Annotated in this window: 28 protein-coding genes; 7 read left to right on the forward strand and 21 right to left on the reverse strand. The window is 34.1% G+C overall.

The window, feature by feature from the left end:
* Position 1 precedes the first annotated feature (1 nt).
* Positions 2–430, reverse strand: a complete 429-nt coding sequence (locus AC0L0O_RS14865; RefSeq protein ID WP_000741984.1) for an NfeD family protein — start codon at positions 428–430, stop codon at positions 2–4.
* 276 nt (positions 431–706) lie between these two features.
* Between AC0L0O_RS14865 and AC0L0O_RS14870 the strand changes: the two genes are divergently transcribed.
* Positions 707–1,924: an MFS transporter gene (locus tag AC0L0O_RS14870; RefSeq protein ID WP_042511421.1), complete on the forward strand. Its 1,218-nt coding sequence runs from the start codon at positions 707–709 to the stop codon at positions 1,922–1,924.
* Between the two features lie 50 nt (positions 1,925–1,974).
* Here the strand turns inward: AC0L0O_RS14870 and AC0L0O_RS14875 are convergent, their stop codons facing one another.
* From AC0L0O_RS14875 to spoIIP, 5 genes are all read right to left on the reverse strand, one after another.
* Positions 1,975–3,450 carry an amidase family protein gene (locus tag AC0L0O_RS14875; RefSeq protein ID WP_473785845.1) on the reverse strand — a complete coding sequence of 492 codons (1,476 nt, stop codon included), beginning with the start codon at positions 3,448–3,450 and terminating at the stop codon, positions 1,975–1,977.
* 184 nt (positions 3,451–3,634) lie between these two features.
* Positions 3,635–4,081 (reverse strand): NUDIX hydrolase, encoded by a 447-nt coding sequence (locus AC0L0O_RS14880; RefSeq protein WP_149282891.1) that lies wholly within the window; start codon positions 4,079–4,081, stop codon positions 3,635–3,637.
* 23 nt (positions 4,082–4,104) lie between these two features.
* Entirely contained in the window at positions 4,105–4,845 is a 741-nt protein-coding gene (locus AC0L0O_RS14885; RefSeq protein WP_000747661.1) for a M15 family metallopeptidase, read from the reverse strand.
* A gap of 11 nt (positions 4,846–4,856) precedes the next feature.
* The gene (locus AC0L0O_RS14890; RefSeq protein ID WP_000617599.1) at positions 4,857–5,354 is read right to left on the reverse strand and encodes a GNAT family N-acetyltransferase; all 498 of its coding nucleotides are present in this window, start codon (positions 5,352–5,354) and stop codon (positions 4,857–4,859) included.
* Positions 5,355–5,577: 223 nt separating this feature from the next.
* Complete coding sequence (gene spoIIP, locus AC0L0O_RS14895) at positions 5,578–6,732, reverse strand: stage II sporulation protein SpoIIP (RefSeq protein WP_001079288.1); 1,155 nt, start codon at positions 6,730–6,732, stop codon at positions 5,578–5,580.
* Positions 6,733–6,821: 89 nt separating this feature from the next.
* Here spoIIP and AC0L0O_RS14900 point away from each other — a divergent pair, with 89 nt between their 5' ends.
* Both AC0L0O_RS14900 and AC0L0O_RS14905 read left to right on the forward strand, forming a co-directional pair.
* The gene (locus AC0L0O_RS14900) at positions 6,822–7,118 is read left to right on the forward strand and encodes a hypothetical protein (protein ID WP_000770724.1); all 297 of its coding nucleotides are present in this window, start codon (positions 6,822–6,824) and stop codon (positions 7,116–7,118) included.
* Positions 7,119–7,122: 4 nt separating this feature from the next.
* On the forward strand, positions 7,123–7,428 hold the full coding sequence (locus tag AC0L0O_RS14905; RefSeq protein ID WP_003160727.1) for a hypothetical protein: 306 nt from the start codon (positions 7,123–7,125) through the stop codon (positions 7,426–7,428).
* Here AC0L0O_RS14905 and AC0L0O_RS14910 read toward each other — a convergent pair.
* From AC0L0O_RS14910 to cbpA, 4 genes are all read right to left on the reverse strand, one after another.
* Positions 7,401–7,928, reverse strand: a complete 528-nt coding sequence (locus AC0L0O_RS14910) for a DUF1572 domain-containing protein (RefSeq protein WP_000351107.1) — start codon at positions 7,926–7,928, stop codon at positions 7,401–7,403. The genes AC0L0O_RS14905 and AC0L0O_RS14910 overlap by 28 nt on opposite strands.
* A 17-nt stretch (positions 7,929–7,945) precedes the next feature.
* The gene (gene csaA / locus AC0L0O_RS14915) at positions 7,946–8,275 is read right to left on the reverse strand and encodes a chaperone CsaA (protein ID WP_001263037.1); all 330 of its coding nucleotides are present in this window, start codon (positions 8,273–8,275) and stop codon (positions 7,946–7,948) included.
* A gap of 66 nt (positions 8,276–8,341) precedes the next feature.
* On the reverse strand, positions 8,342–9,679 hold the full coding sequence (brnQ4, locus tag AC0L0O_RS14920) for a branched-chain amino acid transport system II carrier protein BrnQ4 (RefSeq protein WP_072180683.1): 1,338 nt from the start codon (positions 9,677–9,679) through the stop codon (positions 8,342–8,344).
* Positions 9,680–10,117: 438 nt separating this feature from the next.
* Positions 10,118–10,765 (reverse strand): cyclic di-AMP binding protein CbpA, encoded by a 648-nt coding sequence (gene cbpA / locus AC0L0O_RS14925; RefSeq protein ID WP_428888679.1) that lies wholly within the window; start codon positions 10,763–10,765, stop codon positions 10,118–10,120.
* A 256-nt stretch (positions 10,766–11,021) separates the two neighbouring features.
* On the opposite strand from cbpA, the gene AC0L0O_RS14930 reads away from it, so the two are divergent.
* From AC0L0O_RS14930 to AC0L0O_RS14940, 3 genes are all read left to right on the forward strand, one after another.
* A complete protein-coding gene (locus AC0L0O_RS14930) occupies positions 11,022–11,891 on the forward strand; it encodes a hypothetical protein (RefSeq protein ID WP_000055290.1) in 870 nt (289 codons plus the stop codon).
* Positions 11,892–12,099: 208 nt separating this feature from the next.
* Entirely contained in the window at positions 12,100–13,407 is a 1,308-nt protein-coding gene (locus AC0L0O_RS14935) for a hemolysin family protein (RefSeq protein ID WP_000353728.1), read from the forward strand.
* A gap of 1 nt (position 13,408) precedes the next feature.
* On the forward strand, positions 13,409–13,891 hold the full coding sequence (locus AC0L0O_RS14940) for a DUF456 domain-containing protein (protein WP_000215658.1): 483 nt from the start codon (positions 13,409–13,411) through the stop codon (positions 13,889–13,891).
* A 24-nt stretch (positions 13,892–13,915) separates the two neighbouring features.
* Here the strand turns inward: AC0L0O_RS14940 and AC0L0O_RS14945 are convergent, their stop codons facing one another.
* The 4 genes from AC0L0O_RS14945 to cls form a co-directional block, all read right to left on the reverse strand.
* Entirely contained in the window at positions 13,916–14,536 is a 621-nt protein-coding gene (locus AC0L0O_RS14945) for an NAD(P)-dependent oxidoreductase (protein ID WP_000861621.1), read from the reverse strand.
* A 101-nt stretch (positions 14,537–14,637) separates the two neighbouring features.
* A complete protein-coding gene (locus tag AC0L0O_RS14950; RefSeq protein WP_001045968.1) occupies positions 14,638–14,817 on the reverse strand; it encodes a hypothetical protein in 180 nt (59 codons plus the stop codon).
* A 186-nt stretch (positions 14,818–15,003) separates the two neighbouring features.
* Complete coding sequence (locus AC0L0O_RS14955) at positions 15,004–15,462, reverse strand: spore coat protein (RefSeq protein ID WP_000340551.1); 459 nt, start codon at positions 15,460–15,462, stop codon at positions 15,004–15,006.
* A 30-nt stretch (positions 15,463–15,492) separates the two neighbouring features.
* On the reverse strand, positions 15,493–16,677 hold the full coding sequence (gene cls / locus AC0L0O_RS14960; protein ID WP_000680129.1) for a cardiolipin synthase: 1,185 nt from the start codon (positions 16,675–16,677) through the stop codon (positions 15,493–15,495).
* Between the two features lie 160 nt (positions 16,678–16,837).
* Between cls and AC0L0O_RS14965 the strand changes: the two genes are divergently transcribed.
* A complete protein-coding gene (locus AC0L0O_RS14965) occupies positions 16,838–16,924 on the forward strand; it encodes a YjcZ family sporulation protein (protein WP_000505094.1) in 87 nt (28 codons plus the stop codon).
* Between the two features lie 126 nt (positions 16,925–17,050).
* Here AC0L0O_RS14965 and AC0L0O_RS14970 read toward each other — a convergent pair whose 3' ends face one another.
* From AC0L0O_RS14970 to AC0L0O_RS15000, 7 genes are all read right to left on the reverse strand, one after another.
* Positions 17,051–17,557, reverse strand: coding sequence for an acyl-CoA thioesterase (locus AC0L0O_RS14970; protein WP_000141173.1), 507 nt, complete (start codon positions 17,555–17,557; stop codon positions 17,051–17,053).
* A 195-nt stretch (positions 17,558–17,752) separates the two neighbouring features.
* Positions 17,753–18,622, reverse strand: coding sequence for a TIGR03943 family putative permease subunit (locus AC0L0O_RS14975; protein ID WP_000488047.1), 870 nt, complete (start codon positions 18,620–18,622; stop codon positions 17,753–17,755).
* A 3-nt stretch (positions 18,623–18,625) separates the two neighbouring features.
* A complete protein-coding gene (locus tag AC0L0O_RS14980) occupies positions 18,626–19,522 on the reverse strand; it encodes a permease (protein WP_000418724.1) in 897 nt (298 codons plus the stop codon).
* Positions 19,523–19,720: 198 nt separating this feature from the next.
* Positions 19,721–20,662 carry a magnesium transporter CorA family protein gene (locus tag AC0L0O_RS14985; protein WP_000932393.1) on the reverse strand — a complete coding sequence of 314 codons (942 nt, stop codon included), beginning with the start codon at positions 20,660–20,662 and terminating at the stop codon, positions 19,721–19,723.
* A 184-nt stretch (positions 20,663–20,846) separates the two neighbouring features.
* Complete coding sequence (locus AC0L0O_RS14990) at positions 20,847–22,226, reverse strand: putative polysaccharide biosynthesis protein (RefSeq protein ID WP_000678834.1); 1,380 nt, start codon at positions 22,224–22,226, stop codon at positions 20,847–20,849.
* Between the two features lie 102 nt (positions 22,227–22,328).
* A complete protein-coding gene (gene uptA, locus AC0L0O_RS14995) occupies positions 22,329–22,931 on the reverse strand; it encodes an undecaprenyl phosphate transporter UptA (protein ID WP_000881206.1) in 603 nt (200 codons plus the stop codon).
* Positions 22,932–23,035: 104 nt separating this feature from the next.
* Complete coding sequence (locus tag AC0L0O_RS15000; RefSeq protein WP_042511426.1) at positions 23,036–23,653, reverse strand: NUDIX hydrolase N-terminal domain-containing protein; 618 nt, start codon at positions 23,651–23,653, stop codon at positions 23,036–23,038.
* Between the last annotated feature and the right edge of the window lie 98 nt (positions 23,654–23,751).

The raw sequence follows: 23,751 nt of genomic DNA on the forward strand, positions 1-23,751 counted from the left end.
TTTATTCACTCTCCTTTTTCACTTGTAATATAGTACTATTTCTCTTTATAACAACAACTTTTTCTCCAGTATCAATTGGAGCATCTGCAACAGCTGTCCAAGTATCTCCATCCACCTTCACAATACCATTCGTTTCGTTTGTAATCGCTTGCATGACAATCCCTTTTTTACCGACCAACATATCTACTGTATCAGTAAAACCTTTTGCTTCTCGAAAGTTTTTTGATATTCTTTTCGTAAAGAAAGTCAATGTTAAACTTACAATCGCTCCAGCAACAACTTGTAATAGTAGTGCTTCAGGGGCAAATAAAGCAATAAGACCTCCGACAACAGCTCCAATTCCAAGCCAAAGCATGTAAAATGTAATCGACAACATTTCTGCAATAAATAAAATACCAGCTATGATAAACCAAATTACCCATGCAGCCATATGCAACCCTCACTTTCTTTCTCGTTTTCTATATGTATATGAAGAAAAGAATGGTTTATCCGCCCTTTCTTATACGTGGGCGTTTACTATAAGCTATTGTACATATTCGCTGTTACAATAAGTATTAATAAAATACTATATTAATATATTCTTCATTATACATGAAAATCCTTTTCAAAAAGTGACAAAAAATTAAATTCTTTCGAAAATTTAATTTTCAAATTATAATTATTCTAACTACTGAAATATTACTTTTTTAGGAAGGTGGTGTGCTTATTGCATAAACGTTCATTAACTTACTATTTAGGATCGAAAATATGCATTACTCTCGCTGACATCGTATACATAATGATTATTACAACTCATATGTATATCACAACTAAATCCGCTACATTAACTGCTCTTTTTCCATTATTACAAGTCATAACTAACCTTATAGCAAATACATCTGCACCACTTATAATGAATCGCTTTTCATCTTATTCATTACTGTTTACATTACAATGGTCAAAAACTGCCCTATTATTTTTATTAATGATATTATTCCCGGTCCTTTCTACAAACATTGTAGCACTATTAATTTTCATTTTTTTCATTTCATTATGTAGTGGCTGGAGCGCTCCATTACTATACGGTATTCTACCGCGCCTTACACCAAAAGAAAATTTAGTAAAAGTAAATAGTATTTTTTCCTTTTTCACACAAATTGCCCAAGCCGCTGCTTATACATTTACAAGTGTTATTGTTCTTCTTATCGGTGCTACTTCTACACTCATGATGAATAATATTTTGATGATTTTCGGATGTGTTGCACTACACTTTTCATTACGTTCCATACATAATGAGCAAGTAATAGAGCCTTCTTCTTCAAAAGCTGCTACTTTATTGGAGGGTTGGAAACTCTTATTTCAAAATCCTGCTCTCCGCACCGTTACATGTATGGACTTAATTGAAACTTTCGCAGGGACGATATGGATTGGCGCTATTACCATGGCTTATGTAACAACCGTCCTTCATAAAGGAGAAGAATGGTGGGGATATATTAATACAAGTTATTACGTTGGCACGTTAATTGGCGGGCTATTAGCGTGGAAAATGAGTACATACATTCAAAACAATTTAATTCGTTCCATGGCGATAGGCTCTCTTATGTTTAGTATTCTTACATTTTTATATGGTATGACAAGTAGCGGGTTTATTGCGCTATTCCTATGTGTTCTAATGGGGCCATGTTATCAAATTAGAGATATTTCTCAAACGACAGTGTTACAATCTAGTGTCGAGCCTACTCTATTATCCAAAATGTATACAGCTCATGGTGCACTCCTCTCGACGGCTTCTGGTATTTCTATGCTTAGTGTTGGCATTATTACTGATATGTTTGGTGTTCGTACAATTTATATCATTTCTGCTTTTCTTATTTTATGTTCTGCTTGTTTATCTTTTAGTCTATTAAAATATCATAAAACAAATCAAAAAAATATTTCAATGTAATCAATAAAGCAAAAAGGACAGGAACTCCTGTCCTTTTTTGTATATTCTATTTATGACAATCCCGGAATTTTTCTATGGTTTGTCGCTTGTTCAAAAGCGTATGCTAGTTTAATTAATGTCCCCTCACTAAACGCAGTACTGGCAAGAGTAATTCCAAAAGGTCTCCCGCTTTCCATATATCCCGCAGGTATTGCTATAGACGGATAACCTGCTTTTGCACATATAGTGGAGCCTATATAAGAAGGGAACAGAATCGCATCAAGATTATATTTTTCCAGTGCAAAATCAATGCCTTGTTCTTGAGAAAAATATATATCTTCTAATCTTGCATTCAAATACTCTGGATTCCTTAACGTATTAGGAAAATCTTTTCTTCTTTCTAACTTAGTTTGTCCATATTTCAAAGCCCTTTCTGCTATATTTTCATTAAACTCCATTAACTCTGAAATAGAATGTACTGGAATAGTAGAAGGTAATTTCGAAAGATAGTTATCTAAACTATGCTTTAGTTCATAGAGCGATACTCCCCAGCTCCATTCTCTATGAAAAGATGGAATATGAATATCCTCTACGACTGTCGCACCCTTACTATGCAATACTTCAATCGTTTCCTTAAACAATTTTTCATCATACTCACCAGTTTCATAATATTCTTTTGGTGCGTTGTTATATACACCAATCTTTGTTCCATTTAACCCATTAACATCAAGGTATTTCGTATAATCAGGTTCTCCTATCCCTTCACTTTTATGAGTAGCTACATCTTTCTCATCTACCCCAGTTAAACTCCCTAGTAAGATTGCTGCATCTGTTACGGTTCTAGCAAATGGACCGGCTGTATCTTGCGAATATGTGAACGGAATAATACCTCTACGACTAATTAAACCAACAGTCGGTTTTATACCTACTACAGAGTTTTGAACAGCTGGACTCAATATAGAACCATCTGTTTCTGTTCCAACAGATACTACTGTAAAGTTAGCAGCAACCGCTATGGCAGACCCTGTACTTGAGCCTCCAACAAACATGTCATCCTCACCTGTACCGTAAGGATTGATTGTTTGCCCACCTCTTGCACTATATCCAGCCCACATGTCAAAAGACATTCCATTTGCTAATTCTGTCATATTTGCTTTTCCTATTATTACTGCCCCTGCTTCTCTCAGCTTCGTAACGAGAAATGCATCTTCACTACTTATATGTTGTTCTAGAGCAATCGTACCTGCACTTGTATGCATAGAGTCGTTCGTTTCAATATTGTCTTTAAGTAAAACAGGTATACCATGTAATGGACCTCTTATACCTTTAATCTTTCTTTCATGATCTAACGCTTCTGCAATAAAAATAGCGTCCGGATTTATTTCTAAAATAGAATTAATTTTCGGTCCGTCTTGATCATACTTTGCAATTCTATGAAGATAATACATAACTAATTCTTTTGAAGTTAACTTTTCATCTTCCATCGCTGTTTGTATATCATGAATTGTTAATTCTTTTTGTAATAGTGTATTGAACTGCATCTCCATTTTCATTCTCCTTCTATAACCCTTTATTGATAGCATGTCTCTATTACTTTTTCATTTTCTCCGCTCCTCACATATACAACTACAATCCCTCTATAAGAATTCAACTTACCAATATAAAAACCTTTTATTTCCTGAAAAATAAAAAGAGTCTGAAACGTATAAACGTCCGCTTCAGACTCTTTTCTTACTTTACATATACTTCATCTAACAAATGTAAAAACTCACCTTGTTTCCCGGCTAATTCAGGGCATTTTGCACTATCAACCCAGTCGTAGCAAAATACCAACCCTTCATCTTCCTTACCAGCACTTACAATATGTTCCCAACTATCTTTTACATCTGTTAGTAATGTTACGTGGAAGAAATGGCGTTTTTGATATTCCTTTTTTTCTTTCACATGTATGATGTAATCAGCTAGGAATCGTTCTATGCATAAATGACGTAATCCAGTCTCTTCTTGTACTTCACGTAAAATCGCTGCTTCTAATGTTTCCCCTTCTTCCACTGTTCCTCCTGGTATTTGTATACCAGCTTCAGGTATATCACGATGTTTAAAAACAAGCAGTTGCATAACTCCTTCTTTTTCTCTTGTCACATATGCGTGTACTTTTTTATTATATAACACCGTCATAACCCTTCTCTCCCCTCAATTTTTTACTCTGCTACTTCTTCAAGCGTCAGTTGATTTTCATATAAATATGTAGCTTGTGGATTCCCCACATACCTCACATGCCATGGTTCATATCGATAACCAGTAAGCGACTCCTTCTCTTTCGTATATCGAATGACAAAACCAAACTTATGGGCATTTTCAGAAAGCCACTGCCCTTCTTTCGTTTCACCAAAAATTGTCTCTAACTGAAACTTAGCAGATTGCGATGTAATATCCATAGCAAGCCCCGTTTGATGTTCACTCGTTCCAGGAACTGCACTCGACATCGCTGTTTTTGCTTCTCCATCTTGCTTTTTATACATCGTATTTAACGCTTTTTGTCGATCAAAAGATCTAAATCCAGAAACTGCAAAAAGAAAAATACGCTCCTTATCCGCTTGCTGAAACATTTCCTCAAGCGCACCGGCTGCCTCTTTCCTCATTTTTTTCTTTTCTTGATCACCTTCACTTGAGTAGCGCACTTTCGGAATAACTAAATCTGGCGGTTTATACCCATCTGGTAAACGCCTATTTTTATTCACAAGCACAAGCATCGAATTCGGATTACTAATTACCGCAATATCCCCATCCATATTCGCAATCGTTTCTTTCGCTTTCGGAAATATGTTATTTACATTTACCTCGCGCGCCTGCTTATCCTTATACATTTTATAATTGATTCCTGCTACTCCAACAATGAGTATCATCGCTACGATACCAAGTAGTATCCATCTTTTTTTCATATAACGACCTCTTATTTTAATAATTTGGCCATTTCATACTCATCAATGTTCTTTCCATCGATAATAAGAGAAGCTCTTTTGACACCTTCTTTCTCAAATCCAGCTTTTTTATATAGTGCCTGAGCTCTTGTATTGTGGGCCATTACCGTTAATTCTAAACGCCATACATCTTGTAATCTTGCCCACTTTTCGACCTCTTTAAACAATCTAGTCCCAATACCTCGCCCGCTATACTCTTGCAAAATACCAATTACAATACTTGCTACATGTCGCTTTCTTTGAATATTATTTCCATTCACTAAAATAAATCCTACTATTCTCTCTTCTTCAACTGCTACGAATATTGTTGTATATTTATTTTCTATAAAGCGATGAATCATTTGTTCTTGTTGCTCGGCTGTAAATTTTCTTTCTCCTGGTTCGTATAACATAAATTTCGTTTCTTCATCTAATTGCTTACTTAATTGCAAAAATGATGCTGCATCTTCTATTTGGATCTCCCTAATCACTTCAATCACCCTACCAGTTTCATAATAAAAAGCTTTCCTTGTAAAAAGATTTTCTCTACTTTCTCGAAAATCCCTTTGTAAATCTCCCAGTATAATTTGACAAATTTCGATATCACTATAACAACGGAAAATTATGTCTATTTTGTGACGTCTCATCATTACAAAGAAAAAACGTAAGTATTACACTTACGTTTTTCAGACTCCCACTAATTTATGTTTCACTTTATCCATTCACCTTTTCTGCCTGCCAGAAATATTCCCCAAACGCTTTAGCAAGTACATCAATCGATCGATTTAGTTCTTCCTCTGTATTATCTACGCCACCAACTTCAATTAATATTGCTTGCCCTGACAGATCTTGATTATAGACTCCATTGCCTGTTTGGAACCCTTTTTGAATGACACCGCGGCTAACTCCTGGATACTTCTTATTAATTGTCTCATGTAAAGCCGTTGCTAATTGTAAATTCTTTTCATAATTTTTATTACCTTTCCCTATTACGAAAGCAAGCTTTGCATATGATTTATCTCCAATTGATTTTGTCGTTACATTTTTCCGAGCACTATCACGATGTAAGTCAAAAAAGTACTGCAATTCCTTATTACCAGTCATTGCTTCTTGTACAATTTCCCGTGACATTTTATAAGAACTATTACTATTTAACCCTTTACTAATCAACTTTTGACCAACATCAGTCTTGTCGTTAGTTGCTCCGATCCCTTCATTTGCTAATTGTTCACGAAATCGGTCACCGACTATTGAAATATTCGTGACGGAACTTGTTGCTTTATTCGGATTTGGATCATTTGTTAAATTCAATAACGGCAAATAAGATTCCCAACTATGCGAATGATAAATAAATGCAACTTGTCGTTTTCCTGTCGTTTGAGCTGGTTGCTTTTTCTCTTTATTCGTATCCGGCTTTGGAGCCTGTCCACCTTCTCCAGTCCGTTCTTTTACTACTTCTTCAAGTGGAACGCTCGACTCTATAGGCAAGTTAGAATAATTTGTTCCTTCACCCGCAATAACAATTTCTGTATCGTACTTACCGAAACCCGGTAGCTCTTTGCCGACAAAACTGCGTACATCGTTAAAACGAATATTCGTAGCCATAGAAAAGAGAAACGAAGATATTGAAAAATCTTGATTTAAATTTCGATATTCCTGTGTAAAATAATGATTCTCTTTTCCAAGAACGTACATGTAACCATTCATTGATAACTCATTTAACCAATTATATAAATACGTTGACTTTGTCTCTTTCATAGAGGTTACCATCATACTAATAAGAAAAAAAGTCGCTAGTACTGTAGCAATAATAAATAATACTAACTTACGAACACTCGTGAACTTCACATAAAAAAAGCCTCGATTCATACTATCACCCTCTCTATTTCAAGTTATGTACAAGCTCTAGAGAATAGACCGTCTAAATTCCGGCTATATTGTTTATGAGGTGAAATGAATTGAAGCTACTGATAGGGGCATTTCCCGTTGTACTATCATTTATTTTTTATTGGTTTGCTAAGTATCCTACATTTCGGATTGCGTTACATATTTCAGCGTACTTAACACTTTATGTACTCGGTACAATTATTTCTATTCATATATTTGATGTTTTAATGCACGATTTAGTTTTTATGACAAGCATTCATGGAATTTTATTAAATCCCTTTTTTCTTATTTCAGGAGCATATATAGGGATATACACCTTATACCTACTTTTGTCTTACATTATTAAAAATATAAAAAATGGAGCGTAATGGAATGCGACCACCGTTCATCTGTCATACATGTAAAGAAAGAATTACGCGAAAGAAAGATCTTATTACTACCACATGGTACTTCCGCTTTTATGTATTTCATATTGATTGTTTTAAACGACAGCAAGTTTTCATCTCACGATTTATCCCTGTTAATACACTTATTAATTTCTTTCTTATTATATATGGGCTGATTGTTGGTAGCATTCTTATGACTGCAGAGCCATCTTTCATTTGGCTTATTTTCTTACTTCCCATTTTATATCGGTTTCTTTCATATTATTATGTTGAACGTTTTTTCTCTAAATGAAAGTTAGACTTTCCTCTAGGAATACTTAAACATTCCCACTCATTTTCTTTTAACATTTTACCGATGTAAATCATTTGTCCAATATGCAAAGCATAATGAGAGATTTGTCTTTCAATTGCTTGCATGACAGTATGTGCTTCACCGCGAATATATACCGTCTGTATTAAATGTTCCGGCGTTAGCACATTCATCGTTTTAAAAACATACTCCCATCCTTCATTCCATGCTGCGAGTACCTCTTCCTTAGAAGAATAACCACCTTCAAATTCAGCATCTCGGTTACGATCTATTTTTTCACCGTCAGATGTTAAAAAATCCGTCCATCTAGAACGCATATTACCGTGTAGATGCTTAATTATGATTGCTATGCTATTTGCTTCTTCATGAGAAGACCATTCAATCTGTTCATATGATAATTGTGAAAGCACCCGTTCCCCTTGTTTCTTTGTTGCTTCAAAATTCGAAATGGCACACTGTACGTATTCGCGTCCAATATCCATGTTCCCCCGCCTTTACATTAACTAATTTTTGTTCCATTTGGTAATTCCATATTAGGCTGCAGTAATACAACATCACCTGCTTCAGGTACTCCTCCTAATACAAGTACTTCTGATTTAAATCCCGCTACACGCTTTGGCGGAAAATTTACAACAGCAACGATTTGCTGACCAATTAAATCTTCTGGGTTATATCTCTTCGTAATTTGAGCACTTGACTGCTTTATCCCAAGTTCCCCAAAATCAATTTCTAGTTTAATCGCTGGAACTCTCGCTTCTTTAAATTCCTCTGCGTGTGTTACAGTTCCAATTCTTACATCCAAAGTTAAAAAATCTTCAAAATTAGCCATTTTATCACTCCTTCCATTTATTACTTAGACAAAACCTAAAAATCCCCTTTAAAAAAAGAAAGGCGCCTAAGCACCTTTCTTTTGTAGTTCACTTGATTCATTTGATTTATAGAAAAAGAAACCGAGAATCCCGCCAATACATGATGGGATTAACCATCCTATTCCTTCGTTATATAATGGTAATATTTGTAATATATTAGAAATCGCGTCAATTTTAATCTTCGCACTTTCTAAACCGTTAAAGAAACTAATTAACAATGCACCTAAAATAGCTCCAATATAAATGGTATTACGCTTCCCAATCCATTTATGGAAGTAAGAAAGTACGATTAATACGATTGCAACTGGATAAATAATCATTAACACTGGTAAAGTAACTGCAATTAATTGTGTTAAACCTAAGTTAGATACAATTAAACTAAATACACATACCATTGTTACAATCGTTTTATGCGAAAGTTTTGGGAATAAGTTTGTAAAGAAGCCAGCACAAGCTGATGTTAATCCAACAGAAGTTGTTAAACAAGCAAGTATAATAACAAGCCCTAATAAAATTTTACCACCTGTTCCATATAACTCATTTACAACATTCGTTAAAATAAGTCCACCATTCTCTGATATCCCAAGTGATGTACTTGTTGAACCAAGATAAGCAAGTGATAAATAAATTAACGTTAAACCAAGTACTGCAATAATACCTGATACTACTGTTATTTTTGCAATTTGATTGCTCTCTTTTATTCCTTTAGAGCGGATAACTTGTACAACGACAATTCCAAATACAAGTGCACTAATTGCATCCATCGTTAAATATCCTTGAATAAACCCACCAAAGAAAGCATTTTCTTTGTATGCCGCTAACGGCGCAGCTGGTTCTCCAATCGGATCAATAATTGCCTTTCCGACAATAACAGCAACAATCAATACTAATACTGGTGTAAGAAATTTCCCGAACCAATCCACTAATTTAGATGGATTTAAAGATAAATACCACGTTATTCCGAAGAAAATTATCGTGAAAAGAAATAGCATGTACCACTCTGAAACCAATGCCTCTGATAAAAATGGCTTCATACCCATTTCAAATGAAACGGCTCCAGTACGCGGAATCGCGAAAAATGGTCCAATCGCTAAATAACTAATTAATGGGAAAACAAATGCAAATATAGGGTGAACTCTAGAAGATAGCGCTTTCAAGTCCCCCTCTACAAACGCGACAGCTGTAACAGCTAATAGGGGTAATCCGACTCCCGTTACAAGGAAGCCAATTGTAGCAACCCAAACATTCTCTCCAGCTTGTTGCCCTAAAACTGGTGGAAAAATTAAATTTCCTGCTCCTAAAAATAGTGCAAATAACATTAAACCAATTGCTACCGTATCACCTGGCCTTAAACGTCCCTTCATGCTTTTCATTTGCATAGCACTTTTTCATTGTTTATCTCTATTTTCACAATATGCTATGCATCCTCCTCTCTGCTCAAGATGATAAATTATGCCCCTTACAAAGCAGTGTCTTTCTCCATAATTTCTCCATTCCCCTTATTCTTACTCTAATTATTAATTTTTGATTTTTTTGAATATTTAACTCATTAGAGTGGTATTACGTGGAGTATAGTTGTCAGACCTCTTTGTTTTTATCACACATATAGTAACATATTTAGTTGAAAAATAAAAACATATTTTCAAATTGATTTTTTTGAAAATCAAAATTATCTACATTTTTTATTCTTTTACACAAATATTATTTCAGCCTCACTTCTTACCCTATCGTTATTTTTAAATAACTTTATACATGTAACATAACAAAAGCCGTCCACTTCAAAATTAGACGGCTTTTGCATGTTATTCTATCGTTTCGACTTCACGTGGATTTTTCATCTCTTCCACATACACAACTCTAAATCCATGATCTTCTAAATCTTTCAATAACACCTCTAATTCACCATCGTTAAACTCTTCTCCTAATGTAAACATAATTCTACGAACTAATAAGGCATCATTATCAAAAGTCATTAAACTTTGGATACCTGTATATTTTTTTAATACTGTCGATAATTTTTGAATTGCGCCATTATAATCCTGTGTCCCAATCATAACAGAATATTTACTAGAATGAACGCCCCAAGCGTCTTCTAATAACTCAAAAACTTTTTTATGCGTTAAAATCCCAAGAAAGGCTCCTTTTTCATCAACTACTGATAAATAAGGTAACTTTTTTATTGTAAAAAATACTTTAAAGAACGAAGAATCTTCTCTGACATATCCTTCTTTATCGTTTAATAATTGTAATACACTTTCTTCCAACGAACCTTTATATTCTAAAATATCTACTTTATATATATTCCCTAAATACTTCTCTTTCTTTTCATCTAAAATTGGTACACAACGATAGCCAGTTTTATTTAAATGCTCCAGTGCTTCCGCTATTGTAATTGAACTTGAACAAAATAAAACTTCTCTCTTCGGCACATAATTCCCTTTAATCCTCATAAATAGCCTCCTTATGTTAAAATACTTTCTGTGCCATAACTATATTATATTTTTAGAAAAAAATAAATAATTTATTTTACTTTTCTGAAAACTTTTCGTTTTCTTGTCATAATTTATTCACGTTTCATTCACTTATATCCCCCGCAATATGAAATATTCTCTCTAAACTTCTTTAAGAAAATATATTGTAACTTACAACGAAAAAAGCTAAAATAAGAATAAGAATTTTCTGAATATTCTAAGAGTAGGTGGTTACATGTCTTTATTGCGCTCACATATATGTAAATTTATCGTTGGTGTTCTCATTATATTTATCATTAGTCCTATTCCAGCTTTATTCATTACACATAAATACTCATACATAACCGGATTTATAAGCATTTTCCATAACTTCGCACAACTTTCTTCAATGACAATTCCAACGATTGATTGGATGCACGAATCTATCTTATTCTCAGCAAATGAGGTGGTTCACACTGCTAATCAATCAACACCGTTATTCCCTTACATATGGGAGATATATTTTTTATCGATTGTTCGTTTTACCTTTACTCTTGCGATCGGATTCTTCATCAGCTTAGGGATCGGCCATTTATTTTTTAAAGCACCTCAATCGGTTAAAAAGTTCACTTCTTTATTAAGATGGATACCTTACTCTTTATGTACTGTATTATTACAATGCTCAGTCTTATTATTACTTCTATACATCACAAAATTTATGAAGCTTCCTTATTACTCATCTTTTATTATCGTTTGTAGTACTTCCATGATTATCGTTATGCAAGCAATAAAAAAATGGCTTCCTTTCTTAAGTAATACAAATGAATATGAAATAAAACAATCTTCTTTCCTTGTAGACACATTGTTTTTAGCGCTTACTTCGAATCATAAATCTATTTTAGGTTCCATCATTCTTTCATTCGTTTTTATGGAATGCGTTTTTCACGCAAGTGGACTATTGCAATTTATCGTTCAATTCGGCGGAAATGCCCCTATTATTGTTACAATTAGCTTATTGCTTTTATATATCCCGTATTGCATACTCTCATTCCTTCAAACACTATGGACGACAAACTACTTTAAACAACAATCATACGCTTTAACGAGAAGTATCCCAAAACCTTAATTTGAAATAACCCTCTAGAATCTGAAAGTAGGGGGTTATTCCTTTTGTATAGCGGACAAAATAACAACAAATTCAAAAACCATTGCAGAAACATACCAATATTTACCCTTTTTCTTTGACTATTCTTTTCATTTGGATTTATTATAAAAGTATAACATAATTGCAGGAGGTGACATCTTTATTCCAAACGACGGAATAGAGAATACACTTGGACATATTAAATATTTTTCTCATCTTTGTTCTTATCCTTATTTCCGGCTTTTTCGTTGCATCAGAATTCGCTGTTGTAAAAGTACGAAAAAGTCGAATTGACCAGCTTGCAAACGAAGGCAATAAACAAGCTTTAGCTGCAAGAAGTGTCATTTCTAATTTAGATGTTTATTTATCAGCTTGTCAGCTCGGGATTACAATTACTTCTTTAGGGCTTGGTTGGCTTGGTGAACCGACTGTGGAACATTTACTACGACCGCTCTTTGAAAAGATTAATATTACTGGAACAATGGCAAATACTTTATCCTTTATTATTGCTTTTAGTGTGATTACATTTTTCCATGTTGTATTAGGTGAATTAGTTCCAAAGTCATTCGCAATTCAAAAAGCAGAAGCGATTACACTTAAGTTTGCACGACCACTTATTTTATTTGATAAAATTATGTACCCATTCATTTGGTTACTTAATAGTACTGCTATCTTTTTCACAAAACTACTCGGTTTAGAACCTGCGAAAGAAAATGAACTTGCCCATTCTGAAGAGGAACTACGACTCATTTTAGGTGAAAGTTTCAAAAGCGGCGAAATCAATCAAACCGAATATAAATATGTAAATAATATTTTTGAATTCGACGACCGAGTTGCGAAAGAAATTATGGTCCCTCGTACAGAAATGATTTGCTTATCTACTGAAAATACGTTAGAAGAAAATATGGATATCGTCGCAACTGAAAAGTATACACGCTATCCTATCATCGAAAAAGATAAAGATGATATTATCGGTATGATCAATACGAAAGAAGTATTTCACGATCAAACGAAAGGCATTCATAAGCCACTTGAATCTTACATACATCCAGTACTAACTGTATTTGAAACTGTTCCAATTCGTAAAACACTGGTACATCTACAAAAGAATCGCGTTCAGATGGCAATCGTTATGGATGAATATGGTGGTACTGCTGGACTTTTAACTATGGAAGATATTCTTGAAGAAATCATTGGAGAAATTCAAGATGAGTTTGATGCAGATGAATCACCTATGATTGAAAAACGTACGCCTAAACTTACTGTCCTAGATGGAAAAGTACTTATTTCTGAAGTAAATGATATGTTTGGCTTACATATTGATGAGAGCGACTTAGATACAATTGGAGGCTGGCTATTATCGCAAGCAGTTGACGTAAATATTGAAGCTGGCTACTCCATCGAATATGCCGGTTTTCAATTTAAGGCATTAGAACTTGATGGACATCAAGTGAAAAAAATTGCTGTACATAAATTAGATATACAAAAGGAGTTATAAAGTGACTGTTTTCTTAACAATCTGTATCATTGCCTGTTTCATTATTTCATTTCTAGCTTTTATTTATCCTATTATCCCGGGCATCCTAGCTGTCTGGGCTGGATATTTCATTTACCATTTTGGTATAAATGGCGGAGAACTAACGATTTCTTTTTGGATTATTCAAGCTATTTTCACACTATTCATTTTCGTTGCTGATTTTATTGCAAATGGATATTTTTTAAAGAAATACGGGAGTTCTAAATGGGGCGAACGTGTCGGAATGATTTCAATCATTGCCGGATCTTTCTTCTTCCCACCATTCGGACTTATTATCATACCGTTTTTAGCGGTATTTATAACCGAATTAATGCATAAAAAAGCGCCAAAAGACGCTTTTCTAGTAGGAGTTGCTACTGTAGTTGGTTTTTTAAGTAGTACAGTAGCAAAAGCCATTCTCCAAATCATTATGATTATCATATTTGTTTGTTATATCATCTTTTAACCATCCCAATTGCGGGATGGTTTTTTAATAGGAAATACCTACTCGACTATTCTCATATTTGTTTTCACTACACAGATTCCATGTAAATTGCGCTGTATCACCAACTGTTATTTTTGCTCCTCCTTCTGGTAATACATCTTTTTCAGTTCGATATACACCTGTCACATCACCGTCAATTAAATGCGTCGGACAAACGACGGTCCAACATAGATTACTATTATTAAGTGCCTCATATGCAGCTAAATGATCTTCTGCTGCTGTTGTTGACTTCCTTTTTGATTCCGTTGATTGGAAACGATATAAATTTAGATTTGTTCTTGCTTGTAAAATACCAGCTGTTCCTATTGTAATGATTTTATGAACGCCTTCTTCTTCCATTTTCTTTATAATTTGTGGCATACTCTTCGCTAACGTCCCATTTTGATCCGTTCCAAGTGCACTAATTACTATATCACTTCCTTCTATGGCTTTCTTTATATCATTTTCGTTCAATACATTCCCTTCTATAACTCGTAACCTTTCATGATGTATTTCTATTCTATTTAAATCACGCGCTAATGCAGTCACTTCAGCTGAATCCTTTAATGCTAATTTTATTATGTTTGAACCTACTCTCCCTGTTGCTCCCAATATACATACTTTCATTTGTTTTCCCCCTCTTTCATTCTTTCTCTATTTTTCAATAATCTCAATCAATTTACAACAAAAAAGCTTCCTCATATATAAGAGGAAGCTCTATTATTACATTATTTCTTTTCTTTAGAATCCGTAGACTTCTCAGTTCCACTTGTTTCTTTATCCTTTTTGTCCTCTTGTTGTGTTGTTGTATCCTCTTCTTTATTCTTATCCTCACCTTTACTACAACCTACCATTAATAAAGAACTTGCAAGTGCCATAGCAGTTAATGATTTAACCCATTTGTTCATTTGCGTTTCCTCCTTGTGATAGAATATGTACAACCTTATATTACTCTCTGTTTTTAAAGTAGAGATTGATAAATAGTAAATAAACAGTAAATCTTTGTAAACTTTCTGATAATAAATATATAAACTTAATCATTTTTCTCCACGAAAAATAAAAAACTAAGGCGCCTATCTTTCCGCCTTAGTTTCTTATGCAAATTTCTCATTTTCATATACATGTTTAATCTTATACTCTTTCTTGACGACATATTGCCATACACTATAGGCATATCGATTCATTTTCAGGAAACAGTTTTCTAAAAACGAGCGGAATTCTGGATTTGCAACTTCAACTGCCACTTGAGCAAACTTTAACGCTAACCGTTTTAAATGCGAAATATAACAAGTTGCAATATACATATCCCCTGTATATTTACTATCGGTTTCCTTCTCCATTTCATGAAAATGAAATGCGATCGGTTCACAAGTTATATGCTGTACATTCTCTCCTTCTTGAAAATTCACTTGTTCATTATATGCTTGTAACATATATGGTAAATGATGCTGTAATAGCTCCTTTAATTCGCCGTCTCTTACCTCTCCTGTATACTCCCCAACCTTATATATAAGCATATAACTATACCTCATTAATTCTTTCATACAATCCATGAAAGTGCCTCCCTTCTTTTTGTCTATATGCTATAAATATGATGCTATAACATTTGCTATTCTTGCTAAAAACCAATCCCATTTACTAATTTTCTCAAAATCTTCTTCCGAAAATCTTTTTGATTTATGAAAGTCTTCTTTTAATCGACTCCATACGTCCGCTGTTACTCCCTTATCATAGATAACACAATTGGATTCCATATTTAAATAAAAACTTCTATTATCAAAGTTTGCAGTACCAATATCAACAATTTCCCCATCAATGATTGTTACTTTCCCATGAAAAAAACCATTCTGATATTGATAAATCTCTGCTCCAGCATGTAACATGTCTTTCAAATACGGATAGGCAGCTTGTTTTAACAATACTGCATCACTTTTAAATGGTACGAGAATTTTTACATTGACACCACGGTTTAATGCATCTTTTAACGCTTTTATCATTTCTTTACTTGGTACAAAATATGGCGTTGCAATAATTAAAGACGTTTTAGCCTGCTTTATAAGCGCTCCATATTTTTCCCATAAACCTTTTCCTTCTGAAAATAAATATTGATACTTTACATTCCCTATTGCAGGTAAACTTTCATGTACAGGCATTTTTTCTCCCGTATCTTCTTTCCAGTCAGCAGAGAATTTTCTTTCCATATCCGTGGCACCATTCCCCTTGACTCGTACATGATAATCACGCCACGGACCAAATTTCGGATTTTGTCCAAGGTATTCCTTTCCAATGTTAAAGCCGCCGACGTATGATACTTTTCCATCTATCGTAACAATGCGTCTATGGTTCCGTTGATGCAACGAGTAGAATATATGTTTCAGTTTAGGTTTTTTACTAAATGTAAACTGGACACCATTGCTTTTTAGTTGACGAATTATCTTTTTCTTCAGCTTATATCCACCTATTCGATCGACTGACAATTTCACTTCTACTCCACCTGATGCCTTTTTCTCGAGCAACTGCAAAAACTCTTTGCTTATTTCGTCTTTACCTACAATATAAAAATGGATATATATGTACTTTTCTGCATTGCGTATATCCTCAAATAATTTCGTATATAATTCTTCACCGTTCGTATACAGTTGAAATTCACCCAATCGAACTTGTCCTAATTCATATTCACTAGCCATTTTTTTCCCCATTTCCACATCGATGTTCATCCAAATGAATACACCTATTAAACAAAGGATTACAACGAAAAAGTGTTTCATGGATATTTTCCTTTCTCCACTTACTGTTATTTCTATATCTTCCCTTTTTTAATACAATATCATTCAAGAAAATATGTCATTGCATGATATATGTCCATATCAAACGATAGCTCATTTGCATATTGTATGTTGTATCTTAAAATAAAAGGAGGAAATAACAATGGGCTTCGCACATGGTAATGGATTCGCGCTATTAGTCGTATTATTTATCCTCTTAATCATCGTCGGTGCTGCTTGCTTCTGCTAAGTAGTTATCGTCATATGATATGTGGATGAAAAAACTATAAAAGCGGACACCTATTTTTAGGTGTCCGCTTTTCATATGAAAAACATTTCAGTCCGTTATAATATCTTTAACGACTAAATATTCAACTCAAAAAGTTAATAATGTGGCTACTTTCTTACTCTCCGCCTTACGTATATGACGTTGTTCTGCACGCAACACAGCAATGCGATGTAATTCTTTCTCTTCTTCTGTTTCAGGAATTACTCGAGGAACTGGAACTGGATTGTTCTCCTTACTAAGTGCAACAAAAGTAACAAATGACGTTGCTGCGATGCGCTTCTCACCTGAAATTAAATCTTCCGCTACTACCTTCACAAATACTTCCATAGACGTTCTACCCGTCCAAATTACAAAGGATTCATAACTCACACAATCGGTAGAACGAACAGGATATAAAAAATCTACCCAATCCATAGATGCTGTGACGCATTCTTTTCTTGCATGCCTCGTCGCTGAAATAGAAGCAACCATATCCATCTCGGCTAATATCTTTCCACCAAATAGCGTATTGTGATCGTTTAAATCTGTCGGAAATACTCGGCTCGTTTTAAACACTCTGGATTCATTTGCTGTTTTTCCCTTTACTTCAGTCATTGTTATCACCTCTTTGATTATTTAACCCGCTATTTGTAGACAATAAGAATCCCACCACAAAATTCGGCTAGAGCAAAGAAGTTTGGCAAGAGTTCCCTTCCCCATTCACACTTGAACAGTATGAGCCTATTACAACTACTCATTTAATATTAACAACATTCAGAACATTTAGTCCATAAAAAAGAACCGATGTTATCAATCGGCTCCTCTAAATACATATTGTTCTTTTGGTTGTTCAACTTTATTCCATTTCGTTACTTCTAAAACAGGGATATTCGCATGGAACGGCTGATAAAATTCAGTAGAAATTTCTCCCTCTATTTGAATCCAATCATCGTTTTTCCATTCTACACCTTCTGGCTTTTTCACTAACATACCATATACACCAGAATCCGCTACACAATGTATAATACCGAAACGGAATAAGAAGTATTGTTCTTTTTTAGAAGAATCATCTTTGAAAACAAAACCTTTAAATGATAATTTTTTCCCAGTAAACTCACCAGGGTAATTGTAAATCGTCTCCATTCCTTTTAGGAAGTTTTCATCATTTAAAGTAACACTATCCTTTGTTACAAACTCTTTCTTCCCTTTCTCCATTACACCACGGTATCCTTCTTTTCCGTAATATATACTCGTGTCAGGTCTTAAAAATTGCCTTCTCATAAATGGATCTGTACTTTCTGCTTGTGCAACAGGAAAATGAAACCCTTTTGCCTTAACTATATCTGAATCTAACGTTGCAATTGGGAAAAATAATCCCGAAACAATTGGAAAACAGAACAATGTGTACGAGAATGCTTTTTTCCACCATGTATTCTCATCTTTTGAATGGTCATGCCCGCAATGGCTATGATCACAACTACAATCCTGTTTTCCTTGTTCTTTCTCATGTTCTTTTTGGAAAACGATAATAATTTGAACGATCGTTAAGAAACCTAAAATAATAGCTGCTGTTGTTGATAAATAGGCATACTTCATATTGATATACTTCGTAATATTACCTGAAATATGAAGCTGCGCGATTAAAATTGTAAAACCTAATAATATATATGCTCGAAACATAACCTACCACCCCATCGCATAAATGAGTAGTGAGCTTGCATAAACAACAAGTGTAACTGTAACTGTAACGACAATTACAAATTTTGTTTTAAATGTCGCAAGCATCATAAACATATTTTTAATATCCACCATCGGTCCATATACAAGGAACGCAACAAGTGATGCTGTTGAAAATGTACTTTGGAATGATGAAGCAATAAACGCATCTGCTTCTGAACAAAGTGATAATATATATGCAAGTCCCATCATAACAGCTGGTGAAGAGAACGGCCCTTGTCCTATAGCAAGAAGTGTTGAAGTTTGTACGAACGTTTGAACTGCAGCTGCAATTAATGCACCTAATACTAAATATTTTCCCATCGAGAAAAATTCCTCAACAGCATGCGTACATACATCCCACATTTTTTTACGTAATGGACGCTTATGATTCACTTCTGGGAAGTGATCATCTCGTAATTGATGTTCTTTAAACATAAATGATAATATAATTCCAACAATGATTGCTACGATAATCGCTACAATAGAACGATACCATACCATGTGCATACTACTTCCAAAGGCAACGTATGTTGCAAATAATACGACCGGATTAATAATTGGACCAGTTAACATAAATGCAATCCCGGCATATGGCGGAACCCCTTTTCCAATTAATCGCCTAACAATCGGAACGATTCCACATTCACAACCTGGAAACATCATCCCTAAAAAAGTAGCCATTAAAACAGACAGAAATCGGTTTTTCGGCATCCATTTTGCTACCATATCTTCTGTCACAAACATTTGAATGAATCCTGAAATAAATACACCAATGAGCACAAAAGGAAGTGCTTCGATCAATATGGAGATAAAGATTGTATTCATTTGCAGGAATGCTTTCGGTAATTGAAACAATTCCATGATGTATTTCCTCCAACTTTTCATTAACAATATGTAATTTTAACCCCATTTTATTAATTGGACAAGACTTATACGGAATTCACACCTTTCATATACATGACATTTTATAAGTTATATTCTATTCCAAACTTTGGATTTCATAGCAAAAAAGCTGCTCTAGCGCAGTTATACAACTATGCTAGAGCAGCTTTTTTATCGTTAAAAGTAACGTTTCTTCCAAAAAACAAACGCTAATGTAAGAGATAGTGTTACACATATGATAAGTACAATTACAAAACCATGTGCTTCTCCTTCAAACGGAACTTTTACGTTCATTCCAAAGAAACTAGAAACCATCGTTGGCAACGATAAAATGATTGTAATAGACGTTAACAGTTTCATAACACTATTTAAATTATTTGATATAACGGAGCTAAAAGTATTCATCATTCCACTTAAAATGTGACTATATATTTCCGCCATTTCAATAGCCTGTTTATTTTCAATTAATACATCTTCTAATAAATCTTGATCGTCTTCATACATTTTTAAAAATGTACTGTTACGCATTAATTTTTGAATTACAATTTTATTCGCCTTCAATGATGTTGTAAAGTATACTAAACTTTTTTCAAGACCTAGCAATGTGAAAATCTCTTTATTTTTCATCGACTTATTTAATTGATGCTCTAAATCGATTGTTTTTCTGTTAATTTGCTTTAAATATCTTAAATAATAAGTAGAAATCGTATATAAGAGCTGAAGTGCAAAGCGTGTCTTTTTAAACGTATAAAATTCTTTAATACGTTGATTAATAAAACGTTCAAAAATTGGATTTTCCTCTAAACAAATTGTCACAAAACAATCTGGCATTACAATCATACCTATTGGAATCGTGTCATAAATCGAATTTCCTTCTTCATCATGTCTAACTGTTGGAATATCCACGATTATTAAAGTATTATTGTCTTCCTTTTCAATACGAGAGCGTTCTTCATCATCTAAAGGGTCTTTAATGAAATCTAAGTCTACATTTAAAGTTTGTACTAGATATTGAATTTCTTCTTCCGTTGGATGAAGTACATTAATCCAGCAACCCTTTTGCATTTCCTCAACCTCTTGTAGTTTTCCGTTTCGGTCTGTTAAATAAATATTTAACATACTATCACCCCGATTCTTTTTACATGTAGGAATCTACCTCTCTTACAGAACAGTTTTTGAACCACCATTCTCAGCATATGAAACATACGTTTAAATTTCAATAGAAAAATTATTTTGAAAACGTTTTTATAAGAAAAATATTAGGAACAAAGAAAAAGACAGAGTGCTCTCTGCCTTAAAAAGCTTATGTTGCCTTTATAACATATTTAGAAAGCATCCACAAGTTAAAGCCAACTGAAATCGTATAACCAGCGTATGTTGAAATAATAAAACTTACATAATCGAAATAAGGAAGCAATACAATATTTAAAACTATCTTCACAATAATGCCAATTACTAATCCTAGCACTGTTTTCTGTTGTTGATTAATTCCTTGTAACATCGCTGCTGTTACTGTAAAAAGCGAAAATAGTATACAAGCAGGTGCGTAATACTGTAAAATAACTCTTCCCATCTCCGGATCATTTCCGGCACCAAATAAAAGAGTATATACTGGTTTTGCTAACAACATCATTCCAATTGCCGCAGGTACCGTAATACCTACTACTAATAGATTTGTCCTTGTAAAATGTTTGTACAGTAACTTCACATTTCCTGCTATATAGGCTTTTGTCATCTCAGGTACAAGTGACATACTAAAAGCAGTCGCAACGGAAACTGGGATAAGTACAACCATCTGAACAAGTCCAATTATTGCATTAATCTTCTCCGCTTCTCCTTGCATATATCCTATTTGTATAAGCAATTTATTAATTGTAAATGTGTCAATCGTCTGATACAACGGAATTGCTAAGCCAACTACAACAAATGGTATTGAATATGTGAAGAGCTCCTTATATAGTGAGAAAAAAGATTTCGTTGTTTGCGGTATACTCGCCATTTCTTTTTTCTTTAAGTGCTTTCTCCTCCTTATGTAATACGCACTTAAAACAGTTAGTCCACCTATTGCTCCCATAAAGGCACCAAACGTTGAAATACCAACAGCTAGTGAGATAGAAGCTTTTAAAATATATAAAACGACAAAGCTTCCTATCAAAATGGTTAATACCCGAAAAAATTGCTCTACAACTACACTTAGAGCAGAAGGGCCCATCGATTGAAACCCTTGAAAAAAGCCCCTTAATAAACTCATTACTGGTACAAGTATTAACGCAAAACTTACAATTTGAATATTAGTAGTGACCGCCGCTACACTATTCCCCGTTTGATCATTTCCATCGATTACAAGTTTAGCCAAATGCGGAGCTAACATATATAACGTAAAACACGAAATAACTCCCATTATAAACATAAACACAATTCCACTTTTCAACACTCTCTTAACCGTATGATAATCATTTAATTGATCATATTTTGATACCATCTTTGAAACCGCAAGTGGTAGTCCCATTGTCGCAATGCTGAGCATAATTGTATATGGACGATATGCATACGTGTATAAAACATACCCACTCGTACCGACCATAGCTGTAAATGGTATAACATATATAAACCCTAACATTTTAGATATCATCGTTGCCATCGTTAAAAATATCGTTCCACGTATAAACGGTGACCCTTTCATCACATTCCTCCGCTACGCTTTATTATTATACATTATGGACAACTCTTTTTTTTTAGAACCGAACCGAAACAAATAAAAAAAGCCAATGAAAAATCATTGACTTTAACGCGCTGCTTTTTTCTTTTTGAAATATTTTAAACCGAAGTATAGAGCAACAAAGAGAATCGCTCCTATAATTATGTAATGTGTGTAATCCGATGCATACTCTTTAATATGTCGCCAATTTCCACCAAGCTTTTCACCTAAATATATAAATAGTATTGACCATGGAATAATCGCAACTACTGTATACAGTGTAAACAGTTTTAACGGCATTTTAGCTAATCCTGCTGGAATAGAAATTGCATGACGTACGACTGGGATAAAACGCGCCGAAAAGATTACTCCTGCTCCGTAACGCTTAAACCAATTTTCTGCTATGTCTAAATGGTGTTTATTAATAAGTAAATATTTCCCGTATTTCTCTACAACTGGACGTCCACCATAGTATCCAAGCCAATATAAAAAGATTTGGGCTAAAGTACCACCGATTGTTCCAGCAATAACTGCACCGACAAAGCTAATTTTACCATCTGCGACTAAAAATCCAGCATACGAAAGTACAATTTCACTCGGGATAATTTCAATCATTAAAGCTAGCGCTACTCCAAAGTAACCTAAACTTGCAAAAAATTGCAATAACTGATCTATTATGCTTGCTAACATTTTATTTTCTATCTCCTTTTTTCTTCACATACCATCCCATTATTACATAAAGGTTGTATTCTGCCAATATCTTCATTCCGACAATCTCACCGGCATACGCATTATTAATCTATTAATGTTTCTTTCTGAGGTTCTTTCATGTAGGCAAACATTTCTTTAATTTGCTCTTCTGTATTTCTAGCAATCGATAAATTAGGCAATTCATTCTCACCAAAAAACTCCACATCTTCTGTTTCAATACTAGTTTTCTTTTCACCACCAATAATTTTACAGCCAATAAAAATTTTATATACATGCGTTGCTGAAGGCGATGGTTGATGTTTTTCTTTATCAAATATAGCGAGTAGCTTAAAATCATCTACTTCAAACCCTGTCTCCTCTAAAACTTCTTTTGCTGCTACTTCTGTCGGCGTATAGCCGATATCAGCCCATCCACCTGGCAGTGCCCATTTCCCATCACTTTTTTCTTTCACAAATAATAACCTTTCATTTTGAAAAACGACTGCTCTTATATCGACTTTAGGTGTTTGATAGCCTGTCTCACTTGCAAATAACTTCTCTACAACTTCCCAATCTGTCTTTGTGTAATGTGACATCATCGAAATGGAAATATCCCGTAATTGTTGGAAGCGCTCTATATCATATACATCCTTAGAATACGTTAAACCCGCTTGAGCTATAGATTGTATTTGCTTTACCCAATCAATCCATTTTACTGTCATGTTTCCACATCCCTATTCTTTATTAAGTAAATATTACGTCAATTTTATTCATACATCTTTATTATACAAAAAAAGAGATTGATAATGTTCCAATCTCT

Source organism: Bacillus sp. GS3m_15504, assembly GCF_055825275.1.

Bases quoted from the DNA above. Each gene is read 5' to 3' on its own strand.
- AC0L0O_RS14865 (WP_000741984.1), bottom strand. From the start codon at position 430: ATGGCTGCATGGGTAATTTGGTTTATCATAGCTGGTATTTTATTTATT.
- AC0L0O_RS14875 (WP_473785845.1), bottom strand. From the start codon at position 3,450: ATGGAGATGCAGTTCAATACACTATTACAAAAAGAATTAACAATTCAT.
- AC0L0O_RS14880 (WP_149282891.1), bottom strand. From the start codon at position 4,081: ATGACGGTGTTATATAATAAAAAAGTACACGCATATGTGACAAGAGAA.
- AC0L0O_RS14885 (WP_000747661.1), bottom strand. From the start codon at position 4,845: ATGAAAAAAAGATGGATACTACTTGGTATCGTAGCGATGATACTCATT.
- spoIIP (WP_001079288.1), bottom strand. From the start codon at position 6,732: ATGAATCGAGGCTTTTTTTATGTGAAGTTCACGAGTGTTCGTAAGTTA.
- AC0L0O_RS14905 (WP_003160727.1), top strand. From the start codon at position 7,123: ATGCGACCACCGTTCATCTGTCATACATGTAAAGAAAGAATTACGCGA.
- AC0L0O_RS14910 (WP_000351107.1), bottom strand. From the start codon at position 7,928: ATGGATATTGGACGCGAATACGTACAGTGTGCCATTTCGAATTTTGAA.
- csaA (WP_001263037.1), bottom strand. From the start codon at position 8,275: ATGGCTAATTTTGAAGATTTTTTAACTTTGGATGTAAGAATTGGAACT.
- brnQ4 (WP_072180683.1), bottom strand. From the start codon at position 9,679: ATGAAGGGACGTTTAAGGCCAGGTGATACGGTAGCAATTGGTTTAATG.
- cbpA (WP_428888679.1), bottom strand. From the start codon at position 10,765: ATGAGGATTAAAGGGAATTATGTGCCGAAGAGAGAAGTTTTATTTTGT.
- AC0L0O_RS14930 (WP_000055290.1), top strand. From the start codon at position 11,022: ATGTCTTTATTGCGCTCACATATATGTAAATTTATCGTTGGTGTTCTC.
- AC0L0O_RS14945 (WP_000861621.1), bottom strand. From the start codon at position 14,536: ATGAAAGTATGTATATTGGGAGCAACAGGGAGAGTAGGTTCAAACATA.
- AC0L0O_RS14950 (WP_001045968.1), bottom strand. From the start codon at position 14,817: ATGAACAAATGGGTTAAATCATTAACTGCTATGGCACTTGCAAGTTCT.
- AC0L0O_RS14955 (WP_000340551.1), bottom strand. From the start codon at position 15,462: ATGGATTGTATGAAAGAATTAATGAGGTATAGTTATATGCTTATATAT.
- cls (WP_000680129.1), bottom strand. From the start codon at position 16,677: ATGAAACACTTTTTCGTTGTAATCCTTTGTTTAATAGGTGTATTCATT.
- AC0L0O_RS14965 (WP_000505094.1), top strand. From the start codon at position 16,838: ATGGGCTTCGCACATGGTAATGGATTCGCGCTATTAGTCGTATTATTT.
- AC0L0O_RS14970 (WP_000141173.1), bottom strand. From the start codon at position 17,557: ATGACTGAAGTAAAGGGAAAAACAGCAAATGAATCCAGAGTGTTTAAA.
- AC0L0O_RS14975 (WP_000488047.1), bottom strand. From the start codon at position 18,622: ATGTTTCGAGCATATATATTATTAGGTTTTACAATTTTAATCGCGCAG.
- AC0L0O_RS14980 (WP_000418724.1), bottom strand. From the start codon at position 19,522: ATGGAATTGTTTCAATTACCGAAAGCATTCCTGCAAATGAATACAATC.
- AC0L0O_RS14985 (WP_000932393.1), bottom strand. From the start codon at position 20,662: ATGTTAAATATTTATTTAACAGACCGAAACGGAAAACTACAAGAGGTT.
- AC0L0O_RS14990 (WP_000678834.1), bottom strand. From the start codon at position 22,226: ATGAAAGGGTCACCGTTTATACGTGGAACGATATTTTTAACGATGGCA.
- uptA (WP_000881206.1), bottom strand. From the start codon at position 22,931: ATGTTAGCAAGCATAATAGATCAGTTATTGCAATTTTTTGCAAGTTTA.
- AC0L0O_RS15000 (WP_042511426.1), bottom strand. From the start codon at position 23,653: ATGACAGTAAAATGGATTGATTGGGTAAAGCAAATACAATCTATAGCT.